At 29.9% G+C, this 24,104-nt stretch carries 18 protein-coding genes and 1 other annotated feature (1 of these 19 cut by a window edge); of the genes, 5 read left to right on the top strand and 13 right to left on the bottom strand.

Annotated features, from left to right (window positions below; all coding sequences use genetic code 11):
• Position 1: 1 nt before the first annotated feature.
• Both J2Z39_RS05680 and folK read left to right on the top strand, forming a co-directional pair.
• Positions 2–478 (top strand): HD domain-containing protein, encoded by a 477-nt coding sequence (locus J2Z39_RS05680; RefSeq protein ID WP_209814211.1) that lies wholly within the window; start codon positions 2–4, stop codon positions 476–478.
• 8 nt (positions 479–486) lie between these two features.
• Entirely contained in the window at positions 487–1,317 is an 831-nt protein-coding gene (gene folK, locus J2Z39_RS05685) for a 2-amino-4-hydroxy-6-hydroxymethyldihydropteridine diphosphokinase (protein WP_209814212.1), read from the top strand.
• Here folK and J2Z39_RS05690 read toward each other — a convergent pair.
• The 12 genes from J2Z39_RS05690 to J2Z39_RS05745 all read right to left on the bottom strand — a co-directional run bounded on the left by J2Z39_RS05690 (position 1,314) and on the right by J2Z39_RS05745 (position 19,863).
• Entirely contained in the window at positions 1,314–2,264 is a 951-nt protein-coding gene (locus J2Z39_RS05690) for a dihydropteroate synthase (RefSeq protein ID WP_209814213.1), read from the bottom strand. The genes folK and J2Z39_RS05690 overlap by 4 nt on opposite strands.
• A gap of 457 nt (positions 2,265–2,721) precedes the next feature.
• Positions 2,722–3,363 (bottom strand): ABC transporter permease, encoded by a 642-nt coding sequence (locus J2Z39_RS05695; RefSeq protein ID WP_209814214.1) that lies wholly within the window; start codon positions 3,361–3,363, stop codon positions 2,722–2,724.
• Positions 3,356–4,321 (bottom strand): osmoprotectant ABC transporter substrate-binding protein, encoded by a 966-nt coding sequence (locus J2Z39_RS05700; protein WP_245325710.1) that lies wholly within the window; start codon positions 4,319–4,321, stop codon positions 3,356–3,358. Before J2Z39_RS05700 ends, J2Z39_RS05695 begins: the two co-directional genes overlap by 8 nt.
• Complete coding sequence (locus J2Z39_RS05705) at positions 4,321–4,956, bottom strand: ABC transporter permease (protein WP_117521970.1); 636 nt, start codon at positions 4,954–4,956, stop codon at positions 4,321–4,323. The genes J2Z39_RS05700 and J2Z39_RS05705 overlap by 1 nt, the downstream gene beginning before the upstream one ends.
• A complete protein-coding gene (locus J2Z39_RS05710) occupies positions 4,949–6,178 on the bottom strand; it encodes an ABC transporter ATP-binding protein (protein WP_209814215.1) in 1,230 nt (409 codons plus the stop codon). The genes J2Z39_RS05705 and J2Z39_RS05710 overlap by 8 nt, the downstream gene beginning before the upstream one ends.
• Positions 6,179–6,301: 123 nt before the next feature.
• Positions 6,302–7,579, bottom strand: a complete 1,278-nt coding sequence (locus tag J2Z39_RS05715; RefSeq protein ID WP_245325712.1) for a bifunctional folylpolyglutamate synthase/dihydrofolate synthase — start codon at positions 7,577–7,579, stop codon at positions 6,302–6,304.
• A 354-nt stretch (positions 7,580–7,933) separates the two neighbouring features.
• Positions 7,934–9,550 carry a CAP domain-containing protein gene (locus J2Z39_RS05720; RefSeq protein ID WP_209814216.1) on the bottom strand — a complete coding sequence of 539 codons (1,617 nt, stop codon included), beginning with the start codon at positions 9,548–9,550 and terminating at the stop codon, positions 7,934–7,936.
• A 198-nt stretch (positions 9,551–9,748) separates the two neighbouring features.
• Positions 9,749–13,606 (bottom strand): tetratricopeptide repeat protein, encoded by a 3,858-nt coding sequence (locus J2Z39_RS05725; protein WP_209814217.1) that lies wholly within the window; start codon positions 13,604–13,606, stop codon positions 9,749–9,751.
• Positions 13,607–13,613: 7 nt separating this feature from the next.
• On the bottom strand, positions 13,614–16,592 hold the full coding sequence (locus tag J2Z39_RS05730) for a hypothetical protein (RefSeq protein ID WP_209814218.1): 2,979 nt from the start codon (positions 16,590–16,592) through the stop codon (positions 13,614–13,616).
• A gap of 6 nt (positions 16,593–16,598) precedes the next feature.
• Entirely contained in the window at positions 16,599–17,633 is a 1,035-nt protein-coding gene (locus J2Z39_RS05735; RefSeq protein WP_209814220.1) for a protein kinase domain-containing protein, read from the bottom strand.
• A complete protein-coding gene (locus J2Z39_RS05740) occupies positions 17,633–19,318 on the bottom strand; it encodes a hypothetical protein (RefSeq protein ID WP_209814222.1) in 1,686 nt (561 codons plus the stop codon). Before J2Z39_RS05740 ends, J2Z39_RS05735 begins: the two co-directional genes overlap by 1 nt.
• Before the next feature lie 14 nt (positions 19,319–19,332).
• A complete protein-coding gene (locus J2Z39_RS05745; protein WP_209814223.1) occupies positions 19,333–19,863 on the bottom strand; it encodes a hypothetical protein in 531 nt (176 codons plus the stop codon).
• Between the two features lie 386 nt (positions 19,864–20,249).
• Between J2Z39_RS05745 and J2Z39_RS05750 the strand changes: the two genes are divergently transcribed.
• The 3 genes from J2Z39_RS05750 (at position 20,250) to J2Z39_RS05760 (ending at position 22,975) form a co-directional block, all read left to right on the top strand.
• Positions 20,250–20,819, top strand: a complete 570-nt coding sequence (locus tag J2Z39_RS05750) for a redoxin domain-containing protein (RefSeq protein ID WP_209814225.1) — start codon at positions 20,250–20,252, stop codon at positions 20,817–20,819.
• A gap of 21 nt (positions 20,820–20,840) precedes the next feature.
• Positions 20,841–22,391 (top strand): alkyl hydroperoxide reductase subunit F, encoded by a 1,551-nt coding sequence (gene ahpF, locus J2Z39_RS05755; protein WP_209814227.1) that lies wholly within the window; start codon positions 20,841–20,843, stop codon positions 22,389–22,391.
• 383 nt (positions 22,392–22,774) lie between these two features.
• Positions 22,775–22,975 carry a hypothetical protein gene (locus J2Z39_RS05760; RefSeq protein WP_147318537.1) on the top strand — a complete coding sequence of 67 codons (201 nt, stop codon included), beginning with the start codon at positions 22,775–22,777 and terminating at the stop codon, positions 22,973–22,975.
• Between the two features lie 118 nt (positions 22,976–23,093).
• On the opposite strand, the gene J2Z39_RS05765 is transcribed toward J2Z39_RS05760, so the two are convergent.
• Positions 23,094–23,639, bottom strand: a complete 546-nt coding sequence (locus J2Z39_RS05765; RefSeq protein ID WP_117521961.1) for a hypothetical protein — start codon at positions 23,637–23,639, stop codon at positions 23,094–23,096.
• 255 nt (positions 23,640–23,894) lie between these two features.
• Positions 23,895–24,104: a binding site (T-box leader), on the top strand (it continues 25 nt past the right edge of the window).

A 24,104-nucleotide genomic window follows, 5' to 3' on the forward strand; every position in this document is an offset into this window, starting at 1 on the left:
GATGAAAAATGCTAATATTATTTTAAACCACCCTCTAACACAAAATCTATATAAGAAGTTAGATAAGTTTGAAGATAAGAGAATATACTGTATTCACGATCTAAGTCACAGCCTAGATGTAGCAAGAATCTGCTATATCCTAAATTTAGAGAATAATTTAGGTATAAATAAAGATTTAATATATTCTACTGCTATCTTGCACGATCTAGGAAGAGTTTATGAATATGAAAATATAAAAGACCACCATATAGCTTCCGTAGATATAGCTAGAAAAATTTTAGAGTCCACAGACTTTAAACAAGATGATAAAGAAAAAATAATAGATGCTATTAAAAACCACAGAAATAAAAATCAAGATGACCTATTTAACCAAATCTTTTATAAGGCAGATAAGCTATCCAGAGATTGTTTTAATTGTAGGTCACAAAATTCTTGTAGGTGGAGTAGGGAAAAGATGAATCTAAAATTAGTTTATTAGGAGATACAATGACTGACTATATAAGTATTAAGGGACTAGAAGTTTTTGCCTATCATGGTGTATTTGAATCCGAAAAAAATCTAGGACAAAGATATAAGATAGATTTAAAGATCGGTACAAGAACTCAAAGGGCTGGACTTACTGATGATCTGGAAAAAACTATCGATTATGGAGCTTTAGCTAAAGAAGTGTCTGAGAATTTTTCTAGAAAAAGTTTTGATTTAATAGAAGCAGCAGCTGAGGATACAGCTATTTTCATTTTAGATAATTATAAAAATATAGAAGAAGTATATGTAAGGGTAATCAAGCCTTATATTCCAGTTAGAGAATCTATAGATGAAGTAGCTGTAGAAATATTTAGGAAAAAATCTATTTCATATATAGGCTTAGGAGCCAATATAGGAAATAGAGAAGAAAACTTAAACAATGCTTTAAATCTAATAAATGAAAATAAATATATGAAGATATTAAAAAAATCTAGCCTATACGAAACTGCTGCATGGGGTGTAGTAGATCAACCAGATTTTTTAAATATGGCAATTAAAATAGAAACAGTACTAAGCCCTCATGAACTTTTATATGAACTAAATAATATAGAAGAAAAGTTAGGAAGAACTAGGCTAAGACACCGGGGTGAAAGAAATATAGATCTAGATATATTATTTTTTGATGACCTAGTTATCTTTGAAAATGACCTAATCATACCCCATCCCTATATAAAAGAGAGAAGCTTTGTCCTAGACCCGCTTAACGAAATAGAACCATATTTAAATCACCCAGTTTATAATAATCAAATAAGAGATTTAAAATCAGACTTAGATAGCAAAAATAAAAATTAAGCGTTTTTTATTTTTGTAATAATCTGACTAGATACTAAATGTTCCTTGAGTGAATGAACTCTTATAACATCTATATCATTTATAGTAGCATAGCTTGTTAATATTGCAGAGGCTAAATCACTATTATTTAAGCCCTCTGCTTTTTTTATGTCACTTTCAAAGCCTAGCTTATCTACAATATCCATTAAAAATCTCTTTCTAGATACTCCCAAAAATGTAAAGCAATCTCTACTTTTTATAAGATCAATATTTTTTAATAACTTTAAATTCTCATCATAAGTTAAGCCAAAGCCAATACCTGGATCTAGCATAATCCTATCTTTCCCAATATTATAACTTTTTGCAATCTCTAGAGATTTATCTAAATATATATTTAATAAGTCTAAAATATCCTTGTCCCTATACTCTCTTATCTCACTTTCTGAAAAAGGCATAGAGTCTTCATATCCTAAAGTATCCGGGCTAAATTTAGGAAATTTTTTACTATCCTTATGCTCTGGTCTAATGATAGTTGGATTAAACATCAAAATATAGCCTACATTTGAATTTGATATAACAGAAGCCATATTAGGGTCTCCTAAAAGTCCAGTGATATCGTTTATAATATCTGCACCAGCTTCTATAGCAGCTTTCGCAACTTTTGATTTCCAAGTATCTACTGATATAATAGAATCTGGTATCTCTTCCTTGATCTTTTTAATTACAGGTACTATTCTATTTATCTCCTCTTTAATCTCTACAAAATCGCTATGAGGTCTGGTAGATTCCCCACCTATATCAAAGAAATTTATTCCATACTTATAAAATTCTTTGGCCCTGTTTAAGGCTTCATTTACCGAGTTATATTCGCCCCCATCAGAAAAAGAATCTGGTGTGACGTTGATAATAGCACATATTTTAATTTTTTCATCACTTAGTTCGCTGTTATTAAATTTAAATTTTTTCATAGCTTATCCTTTAATTGTTTATATTTCTTACTAAACTTATCATAATATGGGCATAATGTAAAACTAAAAAGAATAGTTAAAATTAAATATAATATATAACCATCAAAGAAAGTGTGTATTTTATTCATTCTTATATATATGTATAATTATAGACAAGAATCTAGAAAAAAAACTATAAGGAGATATTATGGATAGAGTAAAGAAGTTTTTTTGACTTATATAATAGTAACTTTGCTAATCGTAATTTATTTCTATATCAGAGATAAACAAATAAATTATGACTATATAAAAACAATACTTATACAACTAATTGTTATGATTATTGTTTTTTACTTATCTAAAAAAAATCTAGATAAGTAAAAATATGCAAATAGGGCTATTTTACATGAACATTATCCCCTATATCTAGGATTTATTTATACAAAACAGCCCTTTTTAATATCTACTATAAATAAATTTATATAGAAACTTCCTTAGGTTTTAATTTATTTTCTAAAGCACCTAAGAGTAAGTCTGCTATAACTGCCATAAGTGCTGTAGGTATAGCACCTGCAATTATTATCGGACTACCATTGGCTACTGTGATACCTCTAGTGATTATATCACCAAGTCCTCCAGCTCCTATAAAAGTTCCTACAGCTGTTACACCTATTGCTACTACTAGGGCATTTCTGATACCACCCATTATTATAGAAACGGATAAGGGAAACTCTATTTTTCTTCTAATCTGACTTTTTGTCATTCCCATACCTTTAGCAGCATCTACTATGGCTGGAGAAACTGAGTTTATCCCTGCTACCGTATTTTTTAATATAGGTAGTATAGAGTATAAAAATACTGATAAAACTACAGTATTAGGACCTGTACCTATAGCAAACATAAGTATGGCAAGCATAGCAAGAGAAGGTATCGTCTGCATAACATTGGCTATGCTAATGAAAAAATTAGAAAGCTTCCCCCTTCTTGCTATCAAAAACCCTAGCGGAATTGCTAATATAGATGCAAATAATACTCCATAGATTGATATTAGGAAGTGTCTAATAAACTGTTCAAACACATAGGATCCATTTTGTGAATAATACAATAAAACTTTATTCATATTTTCCTATCCTTTCCTTTATATCAAAGTCCTTAGAACTATTATCATCTTCAAAATAGTTATTTTTTTCTAAAAACTCTTTTGCTACAACTGGTGGTTCCACTAAATCTTCATCCGCTCTTCTATTTAACTCTTGCATAGTTTTTGTATCTATTTTTCCACTAAGCTTTGATAAGATGCTATTTACTTCGGGATATTTGTTTATTATATCCTCTGTTGCTACTAAAGAACAATCATAAGGTGGGAAGAGCTTTTTATCGTCTTCTAATAATACTAAATCATATGAAGCTATTTTACCATCAGTAGAATATCCCAAAACAACATCCATTTCACCAGATGCAAGCGCAGTATATACTAGACCGATTTGCATAGGATATATCTCTTTAAATTTGAATCCATAAATATCTTTAAAGGCCTCATATCCATCACCTTTTCTACTAATCCAAGCTGTATCTACTCCTACCTTTATCTTATCTTTCACTTTTTCTAGATCTGATACTTTCTTCACATCATTTTTCTCGGCAAAATCTTTTGTTACCATAAAAGCATAGGTATTTTCAAATCCATAAGACGGATACCATAATCTATTCCATCTCTTATAATATTCATCTTGAACTACTCCCAAAGCTTTATCTGGGTCTTTAATAGGATCCATGCCAAGCTCTCCTGTCAAGGATGTTCCTGTATACATACCTGCTGATATATTTACATCTCCCTTAAGCATAGCTATATGATTTAGAATAGAGGATGAAAGATTTGGTATCATTGAAACTTTTAAGTCTGTATAGTGTTCTATCATTTGTCTATCAATCTCTCCAAGTATTAATCTTTCAGTATTTGAACCAGAAGCTATTACAATATCTTCATTAGCATCTGCCCCAATTCCTGGAAGGGTACAAGAGGTAAATATCAAGCTAAGTGATAGGATAAACATAATGAAGCTCTTTTTAAATTTCATCATCCAACCTCGCTTACTTTCTCAGGGGACAATCTATCTTCGATTCTTCCAAGTAAAAAGTCAATTAATATTGCCATAAGGGTTACAGGTATAGTTCCCCATATAACCATAGGTAAAATCGCATTATCTAAGCCATTAAATATATAATCTCCAAGTCCACCTGCTCCAACATAAGAGGCGAGAGTAGCCCAAGCTAAGACATATACAGCTGATAATCTTATTCCACTCATTATGACAGGCATAGCCATCGGTATTTGAACTTTAAATAAAACTTGTGACCTAGACATTCCCATACCCTTAGCAGCATCAAGTAGGTCTTTATTCACACCATCTATGCCTAAATATGTATTTCTCATTATAGGAAGAAGAGAATATATAAATAAAGCTGCAATTGCAGGCTTAACACCTACACCAAAAAGAGGAATCATTAAAGCTAAGAGCGCAAATGATGGTACTGTTTGAAGAATAGAAGCTATGGCCATGACAATTTTTGCCGCCTTTTTGCTTCTTATAAGAAGAATTCCTATTGGTACTGCTACAATTATTCCCAAAATTAAGGATATGGCAGAAATATATAAGTGCTCTCCACATTTAGCTAATAAATCAGCATAGTTTTTGCTAAGAAAATCAGCCATTGCTGTCACCTTTATTTCCTAAATTTTGTTTAGAATCATGGGATGCTTCTTTCATTAATTCTTCCAAATTATCATCTTTATCTCTAGTCTCCTCTTGCTTATCTGATGAATCATCCCGCAAGTTTGTATAAATCGTATCTACTATAGTAGCTCTAGTTATGAGCCCTATTAATCTATTCTTATCATCTACAACTGGTAAGTTTTTAGTATCTAGATTGTATACATCACTTATAGCATTCATTATGCGAGTATTGCTAGTGATAGAGTAGACTGGCTTAGTAACTTCATCTAGATCTTTGACATTTTTACCGTATTTTAAAATATCAAACATACCAACTTGTCCTAAGAGTTTATTATCTTTATCTACTACAAACACCGTATCTACTCTCTTTTGTCTCATTAAAAGCAAAGCATCATAAGTATTTTTTTCTAAGCTTAGAGATATAGGATTTTTTAACATTATCTTATCTACAGTCTCATAAGAAGTCTTAGCTTCATTTAATTTCTGTTCACCCAAAAGATCTCTAACATAATCACTAGCAGGGTTTTTTAGAATATTTTCTGGTGTATCAAATTGTATAACTTCACCCTTATTCATAATTACAATTCTATCTGCTAGAGTTAAAGCTTCATCCATATCATGAGAAACAAATACTATAGTTTTGCCCATTTCTTTTTGAAGTCTTTTTACGATCTTTTGTAGGGAATCACGAGTTATAGGATCGAGAGCACCAAAGGGTTCATCCATTAGAATAATATCTTGGTCTGCTGCTAGAGCCCTAATAACTCCTATCCTTTGTTGTTGTCCTCCAGATAGTTCTTGAGGATACTTATCAAGATAGGATATAGGTAAGTCAACCTTCTCTATTAAATTTTCTGCTATAGGTCTAAGCTTATCCTCATCCCATTCTAAAAGTCTTGGAACCAAAACTATATTATCAAAAACCGTCATATGAGGAAATAGACCAATCTGTTGAATAACATAACCAATTTTTCTTCTTAAATCCACAGGATTATAATCCTTTATATTGGATCCATCAATTAATATTTCTCCCTCGGTTACTTCATTCATGCGATTTATCATTCTCATACATGTAGTCTTTCCCGAACCACTAGTCCCAATAAAGCATATAAACTCACTATCGTTAAATTTTAAATTTATATCCTTTACTGCGACTTGATTGCCAGGATAGATTTTGCTAACATCTTTAAATTCTATCAAGTCACTTACTCCTTTCGTAATAATTATTTAGTTATATTAAAACAAAAACTAAATTATCAGTTTATTTATACCCGAAAAGAGTGTATTTTATAATAAAACCTAATATGAAGCCTATATTAACTATTAATCCTCAGATTGATAGTTTATAATATCAGATATCAGATAAAGTGATCCACACCATAATACCAAGTCGTTCCTACCACATATATTTTTTGAATATTCATAAGCTTTTTTATTGTCCTCTATAGTAATAGCAGCCTTAAACTTTTCTTTAGTAATATCACTGAGTTCATCAAAGTCAAAGGCTCTAGGATTATCAATACTTGTAACTATTAATTCATCTGCTATTTCGCTTAATCTTCTTATTATGTATTCATAGTCCTTATCATTTAGAACTGAAAATCCTATGATTAATTTTTCATAAGAAAAACTTTTAAGTGTATCTATCAGAGCATCTATAGCTTCTTTGTTATGACTCCCATCTACTATAACTCTAGGATTACTACTAATTGTTGTAAGTCTGCCTATATTTTCTGTATTTTCTAGTGCATCTTTTATAATTTTTTCGTCAATATTAAAATCTTTCTTAAAATAATCGAGGATTAGTAAAGCCAAACACGCATTATATATTTGATGTTTTCCCAAAAGCTTTAATTTTACATCCTTATAATTTCTAAAATCGAATATATTAGCCTTATCATCAGCTTGCTTTATCTCAATATCATCCTTACTAAAAGTAAACGAACTACTATTAGTATCTTCTACCTTTTTTGAAAATACTCCCATTGCGACAGAATCATTTGGGTATATGAAAACAGGACAATTTTCTTTTATAATTCCAGCCTTTTGGTAGGCAATTTCCTCAATACTATCACCTAAAATATTCATATGGTCCATAGAAATTGTAGTTATTACAGAAGCTAGCGGTTTTTTTATAATATTTGTACTATCGAGCAGACCACCAAGTCCTGTTTCTATAATTGCCACATCAACTTTTTGTTCATAAAAATATATATAAGCCATGGCTGTAAGAACTTCAAAATAGCTTAGGTAATATCCCTTATTGTCTAGCATTTCAATAGGTTTCTTAAGCCTTTTAACCAAGTCAACAAATTCATCATCACTTATATCACACTCGTTTATAGCTATGGCTTCATTTATCCTCCTAATATAAGGAGAAGTAAAAGTGGCAGTTTTGTTCTTACTAGCTAGAGCTTTAGCTAGCATTTTTGTTGTTGATCCCTTGCCATTAGTGCCAGCTATATGAATGGTTTGTATCTTATCTTGAGGATTATCAAATTCTTCTAAAAGCAATCTTATCTTATCTAGAGTATGTACTCCCTTAGAAGTTCCCCTATTAAGAATATAATTGGTAGCTTCAGTCATAGTAATATCGTTCAAAATAACCTCCTATTAATTTCTCACAATTTTATTTCATTAGATCATAAAATATCTATCTTTACCTTTAATACATTCAATTCTTCTTGCCAATTGCTAGTGCTAATTTTATATAAAAGTTTGACAGGAAAGGCACCTTAATCATATCCATTCTTTCCGCCTATTATGATTTGATCAACTTTATTAGCCATTATATTTGGAAGTTTCTCATTAAATCGTACATCCTTAGTATTATAAAAGTATTTAAGCTTCATCTTTTCTCTAATTATAGCATAAATAGTCAAACAAAAAGCCCCTCAAGGGGGCAAAACAAAAACATATATTTAAAATTTTTAGGGACCGATCTATTAATTATAACTATCTAATTGAGATATAGTTAATTATGTATTCTACTGGATAGTTAACTCCATTTTTTGTAACTCCATTAACTTTTACTTGAAGTTTTGTTCCAGGTTCATAGTTCATTCCGTATCCAAATGTTACAGCTCTTGAATTTCCTCTAAAGCTATGATCAACATTTAAGTCAGTACTTACTTGACCTGTTGCAAGATCTTTTACTTCTACTGTAGCATTTGTTAAGTCGAAATTTTCACCAAACATTAATGAAAGTGATGATTCTGGTGAATGAAATTCGCTTATAGCTGTCTGTCCTGGATAGGCGTAAACTGTATTTGCGTTTTCTCCATCATAATTATTGTTATTTACAAACATTGCATTGAACTCATCTGTTTGCCCAAAACCAACTGAACTTGATTGTGGATTAAGAATCCATCTTCTATGTCCAACTTCTAATTGATTATCTTTGCCAAGGTCATCTTTTAAGTATTCTACTACTGAATCAAGTAAGTTTAATTGGCTTGATAGATTTGAATTCTTAGCTCCATTAACGCCATTAGCATAAATTGCTGAGTTAGATTCCATACCATTTGGTAAAGCAGGGAAGTGATCGATTTGTAGGTTAAGTCTATTTATCATTGTTGCAGCTTGTGCATATTTAACTTGATCTTTTCCAATTGTAAGTTCCTTTATACCTGAAGCATATCTTGCAGTATTTGCAATGTGTAAGGCATCAAGTTGAGCAGCATTTGAAAGTGTACCTACATTTAAATTATTCAAATCAAGACTTGGATTAGCCGAATAAATATCTTCACTTTCTGGATTTATAAGACTTAATCCGTAAAAATCAGCTTTATTAGAAGCTTGGGATTGATAATTCTTCCAATATGATTTGACTTCTGCTTCAGATGGGCTAGATACTGTAAGACCACCAGTAATATTATCAGGTTTGCTTGCCTTTACTTCTTTAGTATCTGTAGAAGATACCTCTTTTTCAACTGCTTTTGGAGTTGATGTTGCTTTTGCTGCTAGATTAGATACTTCCTCTTTTGAATCTTTTGTATCATATTCTACTTCATATTCATCATTAGATGCTAGTAATTTCTCAGCTTCAACATCATCTTCTATATATTCTAAATCTTCTTCATTTTCTTCAGCTACTTCTTTAACATCATCAGAGATTTCTTCTGCAAGCTCTTTATCTTCTTCTTTTACTTCTTCTGCAATTTCTTCTTTATCACCTTCTAAAACTTCATCAATTTCTGGTGTTTGTTCTTTTAGCTCTTTATTATTTACTACAACTTCTTCAAACTCTTTATCTTGCGATTCTTTTTCTTCTTCTTTACCTTCTATATTTTTTTCTTTAGATTGTTTCTTCTCTTTTTCTTTTTTAAGTTCACGTGTTTGAGGGATTAGATAATTTTTATTATCTTCTTCTTTTATTTCTATATCTTCAGCTTTTGGTTTTTCAACATTTGATACTTTAGGTTCTTTAACTTCATTAGCTTCATTAACTTCTGTTTCTATTTGAGCTTTGCCTATTTCTACACCTTTGCTTTCAACAGCTTTTTCTGAGCCACATCCTGTTGCTGTTAGTAGCGCTAGTGCTAATACTAATGTTTTAACTTGATTTTTCATTTGTGTCCCCCTTTAACTTGTTTTTGTTTTTTGTTCTTTTCTTATTTCTCATCTTTAATCTAATTTAATTATAGGGGAGCATAAAAAGCTTAGTTTTTTTTGAAATTCATTATCAATAATTTTAAATAAAATGTTATAAATTACTGCTTTTTAGACAAAAAAGGATGTCTCAATACATGAGACATCCTTATAAGATACTTATATAGTTGTATGCTTATATACAAATTTATTTATGTTTTCTTTATTATTTTTATAATCTATTTGATCTGCAATTTCTATAGGTAAATTCAAATACTTTTCTTTTAAATCCTCCTTAGACCAAACATTATATAGCTTGGCAAGATTATTATAATTTACCATTAATCTTTCAACATTTTCTACTGACCAGTGATAGTTAATAACCCATTTAGTAAGATCTATAGATTTCTTGTAACAATCCTCATAAATTTTATAATCTCCACTCTTTATTAAATAAAGATTAGCTAAATTATTGTAGATAATAGCAGTTTTTTTTCTTTTTTTGTAAGGATCTTTTAACATCTTAATAAGTTCAATTGCTTGTATATATACATTTTCAATATCTTCTAAGCTATATCCTATATCTAGCATATGACATGCTAAATTGTTATATATTATTAAAAGCTTTTCTATATTATCATCATCTTTATATTTTCTTATAAGATCTTTATGAATTTTTATAGCTTTCCTGTAATAAGTTTCACTCTTCTTATTATCATTTATCATAAAATAAACAGATCCAAGATTTGTATAAGATACCGCTAGATTTTCTCCATATTTTTTATCACTTGTGCTGTCATTAACAGTATATAATAAGTCTATAGCTTTATTATAACAAGATTTAGCATGTTCATAGTTTCTCTTATTATCAACATATAAAAACCCTAGGTTATTGTAACTTGTGGCTAGATCAATAACCTCCTCGTTACTTTTACTAATATTTAAAAGATCTTCTTTAAGCTCTATAGCTTTTTCATAGTAATTATAAGATTCTTCTAATTTCCAATCAGCATAAAGGCTTGCCAAATTGTCATAAGTTATAGATAGATTTTTCTTAGCAGAAACTATCTCTTTACTTTTTAATATAGATTCAAATATTATCTTTGCCTTAAGATAAAAATCTTCTGCCTTAATCTTATCATCTATTAGTTCGCTTGAAAATAAATCTCCTATATTATTATAAGATTTAGCTAAAGTCTCCTTATTCTCAAAGCTTGGTTCTATGTTTTCTATTTGACTAATAATATCAATGGCTCTATAGTACCAAGTTTCCAATCTGTTATAATCGCCTTGGCTAAAATATACACTAGCTATATTTATATATCCCATAGCAAGTGTCTTTTTAAGGCCTATATCTTCATACTTATTTAAAAGTCTTTGAATTATTGCTATGGTTTTTTTGTAGTAATCCTTAGCTTTATTCATCGCATTTTTACCGTAACCACTTGCGTATAGGTTTGCTATATTGTTATAGGCTATAGCTAAGTTTTCATTATTTATCATTGTGTTATCCAAGCTAACTATTTCTTCAAACATATTGACGGATTTTTTATAATAATACCTAGCTTTTTCTTTACTTCTTGGACCTAAGTCTAAATAAAACCTAGCAATATTGCTATAGGAATTAGCTAAACTTTCTTTATTATATAAAGATTTATCTACATCAAATAAATATTCATTTAATTTTATAGATTTTAGTAAATATTCTTCTGATCTTCTAAGATCCTTTTTTGATCCTAAATTATATTTCATACCTATAAATCTCAATTGATCAGCATAGAATCTAATTATTTCTTTGTCATTAGGATATATTTCTAGTAGCTTTTCTAAATATTCTAAAAGTTTTATACCATTATGCTTAGCTGCTTTTAATGATTCACTAGTTTTTTCCTCATATGATCTGTACGCAAAATAAGCTAGTAAAATTTTTTGAATATTTAAATCAAATTTTATAAAATCCTCAAATAAATCTTTTATCCAAGCATCATCTTCATAATTAATGCTAATATTATGCAACTTAGTTATAGATTCTATTGATGATTCTATTTCTTCAGGACTTAATTTAGAGATATTTTTAGCTATACCTTCTAAAAGCTCTAAAGCAGATTTTTTATTTGATGATTTATAGGCAGAATAATATTGCTCTTGCAATTTTATAGGATCTTCTACTGGTAAACACATAAAGGCATTAGCTATATCATTATGAAGAGCAGACTTTATTTCAGTATTTAAGACTTCTAATACAGCTTGCCTTATAATCTTATGAGTAAAGTCAATCCTTAAATATTTATCTTCTAAGAAAAATGCTCTTAAATATCTCTTTAAAGTTGCAAAATCTAGAGAATTATAAGATTCTCCTTTTAGTTCATAAATCTTTTTAAGGTCGCTTTCCCTAAGTCCTCTGCGAGAAACTGCAAGATAGCTTATAGTATTTTCTACCTCATCCGTATTAGTATCCAGATTTTTGCTAGCTTGAGTTATAAGTTCTAAGATTAATTTTTTAAGATCATTTGGCATTTTTTGAATGAGTTCTTTTTGATATGAAGTTATCTTTTCATAACCATCTCCTGACCTTATTATATTTAAATAGTCTAGCTCATTCATCATCAATAGCCTTTGTACTAATAATGAGATATATAAAGGTGATTTACTTGCTTCTTTGTTTATTATCTCCTCTTTTATTTCATAAGGTAATTGCTTGTTATTATCAGCTAAACTTGAATTGATAACAGCAAGTCTGTCATCCTTGCTTAATTCTCCCAAAGTATAATTGGTGTAATTATTTAAAAATATAAAATCATCAGCGTTTCGCTTATCATCCAGATATGATATGATGAATTTAACCTTACTGTCATCAGTTAAGCTTAGAGGTTTTATCAAATTTGAAATACTACTTGGATTATCAAGCTGATCTATAGCATCTATCAATATTATGATATCTTTTTTACCCTTGTTAGAATACTCCCTAATAGCCAACTCATAAAGCTTCTCTTCCTTGCTCTTATTTACAGGGTTTTTATTGCTTTCTTCTATATCATTTTCAAATTCGCCTATTATTTCGTTTATCGGTAAGGTTTCAAAAGTTTGATCTTCTTTTTGAATAATTTCATTTATATACTTTGTTATTATTCTCATAAGTCCAATTGAACTTGTTGTTTTTGGTGTAAGGGAGGAAAAAAATATAAGGGAATGAGTATATTTACTAAGATTACTTGATATCTTAGACATCAGAGTTGATTTCCCATTACCACTTTCTCCTTTGATAGTAATAATATTTTGCCTTTTAATATCTTGCATAATCTTTTCTTCTATAGATCTTCTAGCATTAGATATGACAGATTTTTCCCTAGCTTGAGTCATATGATAGAGAATCTCTTTTTGATTTTCTGTTAGGTCCTCTTTGATAAGATCATCTTCTAAGAGCACTCTAGTCATATCATTTTTGGCAAATTCTATAAATTTTTCAGTACCGATTAAATTACCATCCTTATATACAACATCATATTCATGGATATTTTCTGCTGGTAGAATCTCTTTTATCTCTGCTTTTAGCTTTTCAATTCTAGCCTTCTCATTTTCATCTGATTCATAGATCGTTCCTTTAACATCACCACTTATATTTCTAATATAGGCATAGGAATTTTTAGCATATTGAGGATTTCTTAAAAATGCATAATCTACTTCAAGATTAGTTATAGATTTTTCTATAAGCTCATTTTCATCATAAATTCCATATCTTATACCTGTTTCTTTTACTAAGTCATTATCAGGAATCCAACCATATCTATCTCCTAAAAGTACACAAAAATATGGTCTCTTATTTTCTATCTCATCAAGGCAAACTTCTAAGATTTTTTTGTCTTTATCTTCTTCATCCTCTGTATCTGTATCAATGCCCCATCTCAAATCTTGAAATTTAATTCCTTCTATTTTATTTTGATAAGCTTTTTCATTTAAATCAGGAATTAGCTTTGTTTGAATCAAATCTCTTTCTATATGCATATCCCTAAATGTGCTTGATACAAATACTTGTTTCATTACTCACCTAATTTTCTATATTCTTCCAGTTTTGATCTGCTCTTGCTATATTTTCTAAGTAGCCTACCACTCCATTTTCTTTTAACATTTGACGATCTATAATATATACTCCGCAGGCCTTGGCAATTTTTTTAACTGAGACTTCTATACCATCACTATAGCTATTTATAAGTATTGGCTTAGTATCTATACCAAATTGTTCTGACTCAGCCTTTATCTCGTATACATCCTCTTTTTTAAGTTCTTCTTGGATACAACTTATTATAAAGGTTGAAAATTTTTTAGTACATACAACATCTATATGATTTCCCACAGCCTGGCTAATAGGCGTCAAGTCTCCGTAGGCCTTCCATTTTAACCTTACATCTACTTTTATCTCATCGAATACAGAGCTTTTTCTTATAAGCTCAAAATAAGTATAAACTTGTAGAGCTATTCCTTTTTCAAAAAATTCTCTAAAAGCTATATCACCCATTTCATAGTTAAGATCTAAATATCCATCCTTATAACTAACATATTCTTTCTTATCTTTTTGATTGAAAACTCTTACTTCCTTATCATCATTTATACTTTTGTCTAGATTTATCATCATATTGTTTAAGTCATCAGCTAGCTTTTCGCCATCTTTATAAACAACTTTATATGAGAAATCAAGATTATCACTCATTCCATAGCAATAAAAGTTTTTAGGTTTTTCATTATAAATAAGCGGAAAGTATAATTTCCTTAAGTCAAAATTTTGGAAATATTTTTTTAAATTATTACTTATAAACTCTCCTAAACGAATCGTCAGATTATCATTTATAGTTTGCAGTTTTAACTTTCCTGGATTTGTTGGATACTTATAATCTATAACTATCCCTTCTTTTTTAAGATTATCCAAAAACGAAGTAAGTTTAGAATATTTGACTTTATCATCTCTTCTGAAGATAAAATCTCCTATTTCCATCATATTAGTTTTTTCATCTTTGGGATAAGATAGATCTATAATATACTGATCCATACTGTGTCTAAATATTTGTGTAAACTCCTGCCACTTATAGGATGGTAAGGACAAATATGTAAGCCATAGCTTCTCATAATAATTGCTAAGCCTTGCTAGATTACTCTCACTTGTGGCATTATAAAATTTAGCGTTGTTAAGAAAGAAAGTTTCTTCCACAGTTAAGCTTCTCTCATTTGTATAATAATCAACAGCCTTATAGTTGCCACCCCACTTGTTTGACCCAAGATACTCTACATATTCTAAACCATCAAATTCTTCTCTATTAGCATCTGTATGGGTATTTAAGGTCAAGTCTACTATAGCACTTTCCTTACTATAAAGAGTCATTTCATCATAGCTAATTATTTCTATATTTAATGACCTTTGCATTCTCCTATCTTTCATAAAGGAGACAATTCTATCAAATTTCTCCCTGTACTTGTCTTTATCATCTGTAAGTAAAATCAAATTCTGTGGACTAAATTTTATAGCTGCAATGACATTTGCCCATAAGAGTTCATTTTCTTTTATAAAGGGAGTAAAAATTGTTTTGATAGATCCACTTTTAATAAGAGGTTTTGCATCTATAATCATATAATCTAAGTACCTAAAAGATTTCTTTTGATTGCGCTCAATCAAAAGATCAATATCCTGTTTAATAAGCTTATAATCACTAAAAAGATCATCTTTTCCATAAAAGTCTTTTTCAAATATCTCATCTATAATACTCATTAGTTGTTTTAAGGTATTTATAGCAAAAGCTTCCTGATCTATCATTCTATCTGTAACATTGTAAAGTTCTTCCCATAAAGGGAATATCTCCATTAAAGTATCATTAGTATACCAGTTGGTATTATTTAGACTATGGCTTATCCTATCCATTACCTTTTTATCAAGATCTTGAGTTTTGTAATATAAATACTCATAAATTTCATTGCAAACTTTCTCAAATTCATCATCCTGACCATTTTTAAACTTCTTTATATCTGTATTAGCAATAAGTGGATGGAGCTTATGAATTCTATCTATGTGATTATTAGAACCTATATAAGCATAAGACTTAAACTCTTCTTTACTAGGCCTCCTATAACCTTGTGTTATCATAAACCTATTCCAAGTATGATGTTCTCTATCAGCAAATATATTCCTTAAACTTATACTCTTGGTATTTTGTCCAGGCTTAACTACTTTCTCATAAAAGTCACGAGCTATATCACTAGCTTGATAAGATCCTGCCATATAAACTCTGTATCTCATAGAAAGAGCCGACCTTATAGATGACTTTACGCTATGTAGGTCATCTCTTATAAAGTCTTGCCATATTTCATTATCATCAACTCTCTCACCTTTATAAGCTCTAGTATAAAACCTATGAACATTATAGGCTTCTTCTAATATGCTCTCACTATATTCTTTACTTCTAAAGCTTGCTGCACTTGTTATATCTATATTAAACAGTCTCAAATTATTTATTTCTTTACTATCTAAATTATTTGTATATCTTGTATAGTTTAGTATGATATGATTTTCTTTCCTATCCTTAAATTTATCAAAAAGTTTAAATCCTAAATCATAATAATTTTTACTATCATCATGCAGGATTATGATATAAGTACTTTCTATCATATCTAAATCGGAGGAAAAGTTAAGCTTAGCATAAGCTTTATCTGTAATCTTATGGTTAATATTATCATCCTTGACTTTGCCATTTATAGTAATATGACAAGTTTCTTTTAATAAAGGCATAGCTTTAGTCATTTGTTGATAAGCCTTCTTAGGATTTTCATTATATATATTAAACCTAATTTCTACATCTATAAGATCAACCGATGCAAATAATAGGTTAAACAATTCTCTACCTCTAGATAAACTTCCTACTAAAGCTATATCAATATAGGAAACATTTTCATCTTTACTTATGTAATTATACAGGGGAAAAGAATCCATTATATAGGCTGCAGACAATAAGTTTGATATACTCTTATTCTTACTAGTATCCAAACCTCTTTAAATTTCATCTAGTCTTTCGCTAAACTCATTTACCGTAAGATATCTATGAATTGATAAACTTTCCTTTAGTAAATCTATTATCCTATCTGTAGTTTGATTATTTAAGAATATTCTATTAGATTTTTTAAGTAATACTTCTCTTATATTACGAGCTAAATAATCCATATTTTCATTTTCTAAATCTTCAGGATACCTATCCATCAATAGATAAAAAAATGTTACACCCAGCATATATAAGTCTATCTCTTCACTTATAAATATATCCTTTCGCTTATTTATATTTGAAACATACCTAAGTTCAGGCGGAATGAAAGCTCTTTGTTTTGGCATATAAAATTCATTTATATTATCCAAATCATCTAAAAATACAGCAGCATCAAAATCAAATAGCTTTACAGTATCTCTTTTATAATCATAAAGGATATTTGCTGGCTTTAAATCCATATAAATAATATCTTTTTGGTGAAGCAGAGATAAGATTTCCGAGCTTTGCTTAAGTATACTTATGATCCTAGCTAAATCTAAATTGTAGTATTTGTCTACACTTTGTGCATTATCTATATCATATAAAGCAAAAATGTAGTCAGAAGATTTTTCCAACTTATATGGTCTTACTATCCTATCTTCAAGGACTGGATCTATATCAATCACTTTAATGTGTTTATCATATGATTCTATAAATTTTTTTTGATCACGAACTAAGTTTATAAGATCTTCTTCATTTTTACTTTCATAGTGGATTATGTGAGGATTTTCCTTATCTCTAACTCCTTTTATAGAGTCATTTGGAAAAGTCGGAAAAAATTCTTTCATAATCATATTTTTCTTTGGAGGATAATTATCATCAATTATAACTTCATAGACCAAACAAGAAGACCCTGTTCCTACAAGTCTGCCTACTTCCGCTTCATAAATGAGGTCTCCCTTATCTCCATAGATCTTAAATCTATGACCTGAAAGTGATGGTCTTGACTTATCCAGGGAATCTTTTATTTTGCTAATAAATTCTTCTTGGGTCTTAAAGTTTTTCATTAATCTTCTCCTATATTTATCAGGTACTTAGCCCACAAATCCCTAAAGGCGTCTATTGGTTCATCATAGACTACTAGCTTTAATAAAGTTTCCTCATAAGGATTTGAGATATTGTACTCATAAAGTCTTGAGTTACGTAACTTAGAGTCCATAAAGATCAAATAGTCTCTTTTCCTACGAGCTGGTGTAGATAGCTTATCAAACCATATATCTTCATTATCTAATACATAGGATAAAAAATATAGAGTTATAAGCCTTGGTCTGGTAATTTGAGAAATTTTGCCTTTTTCTATAATGGCATTCAAATTTTCATGCTTAATCCTAGTCTCCTTTAACAAGTCATCTAAAGCTTCTACTTCTTCATCTGATAAAGTTACATCCTCTGTTGATATTATGGCATCTTTATTATAAAGATAGGTTAAAAGCGAAGATAATCTTTTTTCTGATATATAAATAGAATCTTGATTTATATCTATGATTCCTTCTATATTATTTTGATAAATAAAATCACTGTACTCCTCACTAGAACCTAATACAGGAACCTCGTCTTTATACTTATAAGAAGCGCTTTGAACACTTACTTCTTTTTCTATCTTTTGTGTACTTGCCTTAAGAATTATTTCTTCTTCTGGATAGTATACCTTAATTTCTCCTGTCTTTTCTGATTTAAATTCAAAACCTGTATCAACAGGAATTATTATATCATCAGTAGATTGATAGAATATTTTTACATTTCCTCTTGAAAAATAATCAGCATTTGTAGTGTTATCATCTGAATTACCATATTTTACATTAGAAAAGGCAGAAATTTCATCAGATAATTTTTTTTCTACTTCTCTAAATGTAGATATAAATTCTTTAAGAATTGTACGATTGGTATTTTCTAAAACTAAAACCTTGTGATAAGCAATAATATTTAATATTATAGAATCATCAACTTGTTCCATATTTCTATATTCATTTATGTAATCATCTAGAGAATTTTGTAGGATAGTTGTGTTAAGGTTAGTCTCTTTTTTTCTTTCTTTAATATTAGCTTTTTTTTCATTATTATAAAGATCCATTGCTCTTACAAAAAAGTTTACAGAATTCTTAGGAAAATGCGCCAAAGCTATATAAATCATAGCTTCTTTTTCATCCCAAATATTAAGTCCCGTCTCTTCTAAAACTTTCATAAGAAAAACTTCAAGTTCTTCTATTTCTATACCTAGACCAAATCCATAGATGAACATCTTATCTCTGCTAATAACACTCGCCTTGAAGTCTTTTCTAATTTGAGTTTTTTTCCAAACCTTTCTCTTATCCTTATCATATTCTAATGACCCATAAACTTCGCTTTTGGATCCGTGGGGATAAAGGTTCTTTTCACGAAATAACTCAACAACTAAGTTTACTATTTTTTCAAATTCAGCATTCTTTTCACCTTTTTGAATAGAAGTAAATATATTACTTGCTATTTCACCTATGTCTTCTTTTTCTATATCCAGCCTATCGCTATAACTTGTTAACATATAATTAATTATGTATTTATAAAAAGGAATTTTCTTTCTTAAAGATATGGTATTATTAGTCCCTATCTCTATACTTTCAATATCAAGATATTCCCCAGAACTAATATTCTTTTGCCACTCAAACTCATTAATCTCAATAATGGCAGTTTCGCCAGAAATTATCCTACCTTCCATATATACTCCTTTATTTATATATATTCATAGCTTTGGTCAAACTCATCTTTATCAATTAAGTTGAAATCTACATCAACTATTCCATTCCTATCTTTTATCACTTTATAAATAAGAACAATATCAGATTTTTTGCCCCATAATACTGTTCCCCATAACTTTGCCTCATAGAAATAATCATACGAGCCTAAATTGACCTTTAGCATACCAGAATTCAATAGATAATCTATAACCTCATCCTTCCTATCTTCATAAGTCCAACTCAAAATTTCTCTAGGATATTGTTTATAATTATAACCATATGTATGTATATGATATTTTAAAAATCTATCACGTCTATTTGGATAAGGAATTTTGGACTGATCTATTTTAATAAAGTCTCCCTTATAGGCAATTTCTCCATCGGATTTCGATTCTCTCGAGTAAATCTCATAAAAATCACTATGTTTTTTAATTTTCCCTAGAAGTATAAGTTTTTCCTCTAAACTCGCTCCACTACCAAGTTCAAAAGCAGTCACCTCTACATTAGTCTTCTTCACTTTTTTCATACTTTCCCCATTAAATAAATCTTTATATTTAGCTATTATCAAACAATTAAAATCATTCCCTAGGTCATTGCTCGGATATATTTTACCTCAAAACTATTTTTCATAAACTTATTTATATATTAATTTATAGATAATAAATATATTTAAAGAATCCTCTCATTAACTATAATTCAATGCATATTATAAGAATATATTTTAAATCAAGAAAATTATAACATGTACTTTATATAATATTAAAAATATTTATAATTAATTTTTCCAAATATGGGTATAGTCTAAATGCCAATAATTTATTATAATCAGTAAATATAAATTTGACTTTTAATTTAGAGTGATTATAATTATTGTGTAAGAGAAAACAAGAACATTATACAAAGGAGATAATTATGGCTTTTATAGGTAAAACTTTACCAGAATTTAATTTAGACGCTTATGACCCAAAAAAAGATGAATTCATCACAGTTTCAAGTGAAGATCTTAAAGGAAAATGGACAGTTTTAATATTCTATCCAGCAGACTTCACCTTTGTTTGTCCAACAGAACTAGAAGATATGCAAGATAACTACCAAGCTTTAAAAGAAGCTGGGGCTGAAGTTTACTCTGTATCAGTAGATACTCACTTCGTACACAAGGCTTGGCATGATAATTCAGAAAGAATTAGCAAACTAGAATACACAATGATTTCTGATTCTAACAAAGAATTAGCAAGAGAATTAGATATTCTTGATGAATCAGGCAAGGCATTAAGAGCTACATTTGTACTTGATCCAGAAAATGTTATCCAAACTGTAGAAATCAACGCCGATGGTATTGGACGTAAGGCTGACGTTAATATCAACAAAATCAAAGCTGGTAAATATATTGCATCTCATCCAGGTGAAGCTTGCCCTGCTAAATGGGAAGAAGAAGGCGATGACGTATTAACACCAGGTCTTGACCTTGTAGGTAAACTATAAGACTTGAGGATCTAAAATTAAATGTTAGATAAAAATTTAAAGAACCAGTTAGCCCAATATCTTGACATGCTTAAAACAGAAGTCGTTATTGGGCTTTCTGTTAATAATGATGAAAAAGGCGAAAAAGTTCGTGGATTTATAGAAGATGTAGCAAGTCTTTCTGATAAAATCAAAGTAGAAGAAAAAGACCTTGAATACAAACCAAGCTTTGAACTAAAAGGGGAAAAAGAACACGGACAAATTATATTTGCAGGAGTCCCACTAGGACACGAATTTGCATCATTTGCACTTGCCCTACTTCAAGTAGGTGGAGTAGAACCAAAAGTAGATGAATCTACAAAAAAACGTATACAAGCAATTAAAGATACTCAAAATCTTGAAACTATAGTATCCCTATCATGCCACAACTGTCCAGAAGTAGTCCAATCATTCAATATAATGGCAGTCCTTAACCCAAAAATCAACCACACCATGATAGAAGGATCCATGTTCCAAGAAATAGCAGAAGACCGTGATGTCCTTGCAGTTCCAGCAATCTTTAAGGATGGCCAATTCCTTGAAGGTGGAAAACAAACCATGGACAGCCTGCTCGAGCTAATAGGTAGCAAGAAAACATCAGATGACTTTGAAGGAAAGCCAGCCTATGATGTACTAATCATCGGTGGAGGTCCAGCAGCAGCAACTGCAGCAGTATATGCAGCAAGAAAAGGTGTAAAAACTGGCCTTGTAGCAAGTGAATTTGGTGGACAAGTTGTAGAAACTCTTGGAATCGAAAACATTCCAGGATTCAAATACACAGAAGGCCCAGAATTCATGGCAAAGATGAACGAGCAAGTAACAGAACTTGGAGTAGATGTCATGACAGGAGCCCTTGCAAGTGATATCAAAGAAGCAGAGCATTCTGCAAATGACCTAAGACTTATAGAAGTTAAACTTGATAATGGAGCAAAACTAGAATCAAGAACTGTTGTAATAGCAACAGGAGCAAGGTGGAGACTACTAGGCATACCAGGCGAGACAGAATTTAAAAACAAGGGTGTAGCATACTGTACCCACTGTGATGGCCCACTATTTAAAGGTAAACCAGTAGCAGTCATAGGTGGAGGCAACTCAGGAGTAGAAGCTGCCATAGACCTTGCAGCAATGGTTGACCATGTAACTGTTCTAGAATTCTTACCAGAACTAAAGGCAGACCAAGTCTTACAAGATAAGCTATACGGCCTAGATAATGTAACAGTTATCAAAAACGCTCAAACAACAGGCCTTTATGGAGACAATAAGCTAGAAAGACTAGAATATACAGACCGTGAGACAAACAAAGAGCATAGCATAGATATAGACGGATGCTTCATCCAAGTAGGACTAGTGCCAAACACAGAATGGCTAGAAGATACTAAAGTAGACCTAACAGACAGAGGAGAAATAAAAGTAAACCCAGACGGATCTACAAGCCTTGAAGGAGTGTTCGCAGCAGGAGATGCAACAACAAGTCTATTTAAACAAATAGTAATAGCAGCAGGAAGCGGTGCAACAGCATCCCTTGGTGCCTTTAATTACTTAATGAGAAACTAGAATACAAGCAAAAAAACCGGAGTTATGCATAATTCCGGTTTTTTGTCATTATTTATCATTAAAATATTATCAGAAATCTCTATATAATAGGAATTCTAATTTAAATACCTTTTAAAAATGTACTTAGAATTAACTCTTTATTTATAACCTCGGTGATTTTAAAAGCTAGAATATTCATATATTAGCTAAATATATGTTTCAAATCTACTATTGTTGCAAAATCAATTATTTTAAAATATTAAATAATATAAATAGAAAACCTCCCGACCAGCAATCTTTAAGCTTATCAAGAGATTTTCTTCTTAAATTATTATATATTTTTCTTATTATATTTATTCTTCTTTTCTTTTATTTTTAAAAATATTATCCGCCCATAAAGAATAGTGAAAACTATTATCACTGGTAATGTAATTTCAGTTATTACATTTGTGAATGTATTTAAAAATAAAACTATAGATGCTACAAAAAACAATATAGATTCATACTTAATTAACTTATCATTTTCTGTATCAAACAATTTAGTTGATACTAAAAACATAAAAACCACTACACTCCAAAAAATAGAATTAGTATCAGAAAAATAAACTGAAGCAATTATCAAAAATAAGAAAAATATAATTAAAATTGTATCATATTTTTTTAACATGCTGTGTCCTTATTCCTATACTAATTATTTAAGATAAATCTTAATCCTTATAAGTTTTATGAAGCCTCTTGTACACAATTATCTAAACCTGTTACTGTAGTTATCGCACCGCCAACTGTTCCAAACACTTCCCATAAACTAGGTTCATTCTTTATAAATTCTGGTCTATTTCCAGTTTGAAGATATAGCAATAATGCTGACGCTAATGCTTTTACACCTCCAGCAGCTTTTACAAGGGTTTTAACCCCTGATATAGTTGCTCCAGCTCCACTAATAAACAAAGCTATAGATCCTATACATTTAGCATCTTCCCAAGCACCATATGTAGTTACCATATTTGTTCTGGATTCTAAAATCTTGTTAGCTTCTTCCTCACTATCAACAAAGTAAATATTTTTTTTACTAAGATACTTTTCTAGCTCATCTTCATTTTCTAATAAATTGTCGGGAGTTTGATATAAAGTTGTTAAAGCTGCTTCTAACTCATTTTGATTAATATTAATTTCAACATTACTAGAGCTTGCCAAGCTAGTTGCAGGGCCTGCAGTAATAAGCATTGAAACACTTAAAGATGCTAGTACTATTTTTCTTAAAAGTTTCATTTATTCCTCTTTAAAAATTTTATTTCACTTACAATCATTAAATACCCAATATTTTTCCATTCAAACAAATCATATTATATATTTTATCAAACTTAAGTCAAAACTAAGTCTAATCTGAAGCTAGTCCCTAAGCTAAGTAATTCAATTTTTCAAACTAATTTATCAAAGTAAATCTATAATATATTAATATTAATTTATAAATTTTAAAATCAAATTTGACAAAAACCAAATCACCTCCTATAATTGTATCAAGAAATAAAAACGTTGATGAGAAAAGTAAGTTTTCTAGACCTGCCCAGAGAGACTGTGGTTGGTGAGAATAGTCGTGGAAAGGAAAACTGAAAATGGCCTCTAAGTTGGTTGTCCGAATATTTAAGACAATCCGTGTGCGCACGTTACAGCGATAGGGTATAAATTTGTACCTGATGAGTTATTAATTGTGAGATTGATATAAAATTAAGGTGG

The organism is Anaerococcus nagyae (genome assembly GCF_017874535.1).
GTDB classification, from domain to species: domain Bacteria; phylum Bacillota; class Clostridia; order Tissierellales; family Peptoniphilaceae; genus Anaerococcus; species Anaerococcus nagyae.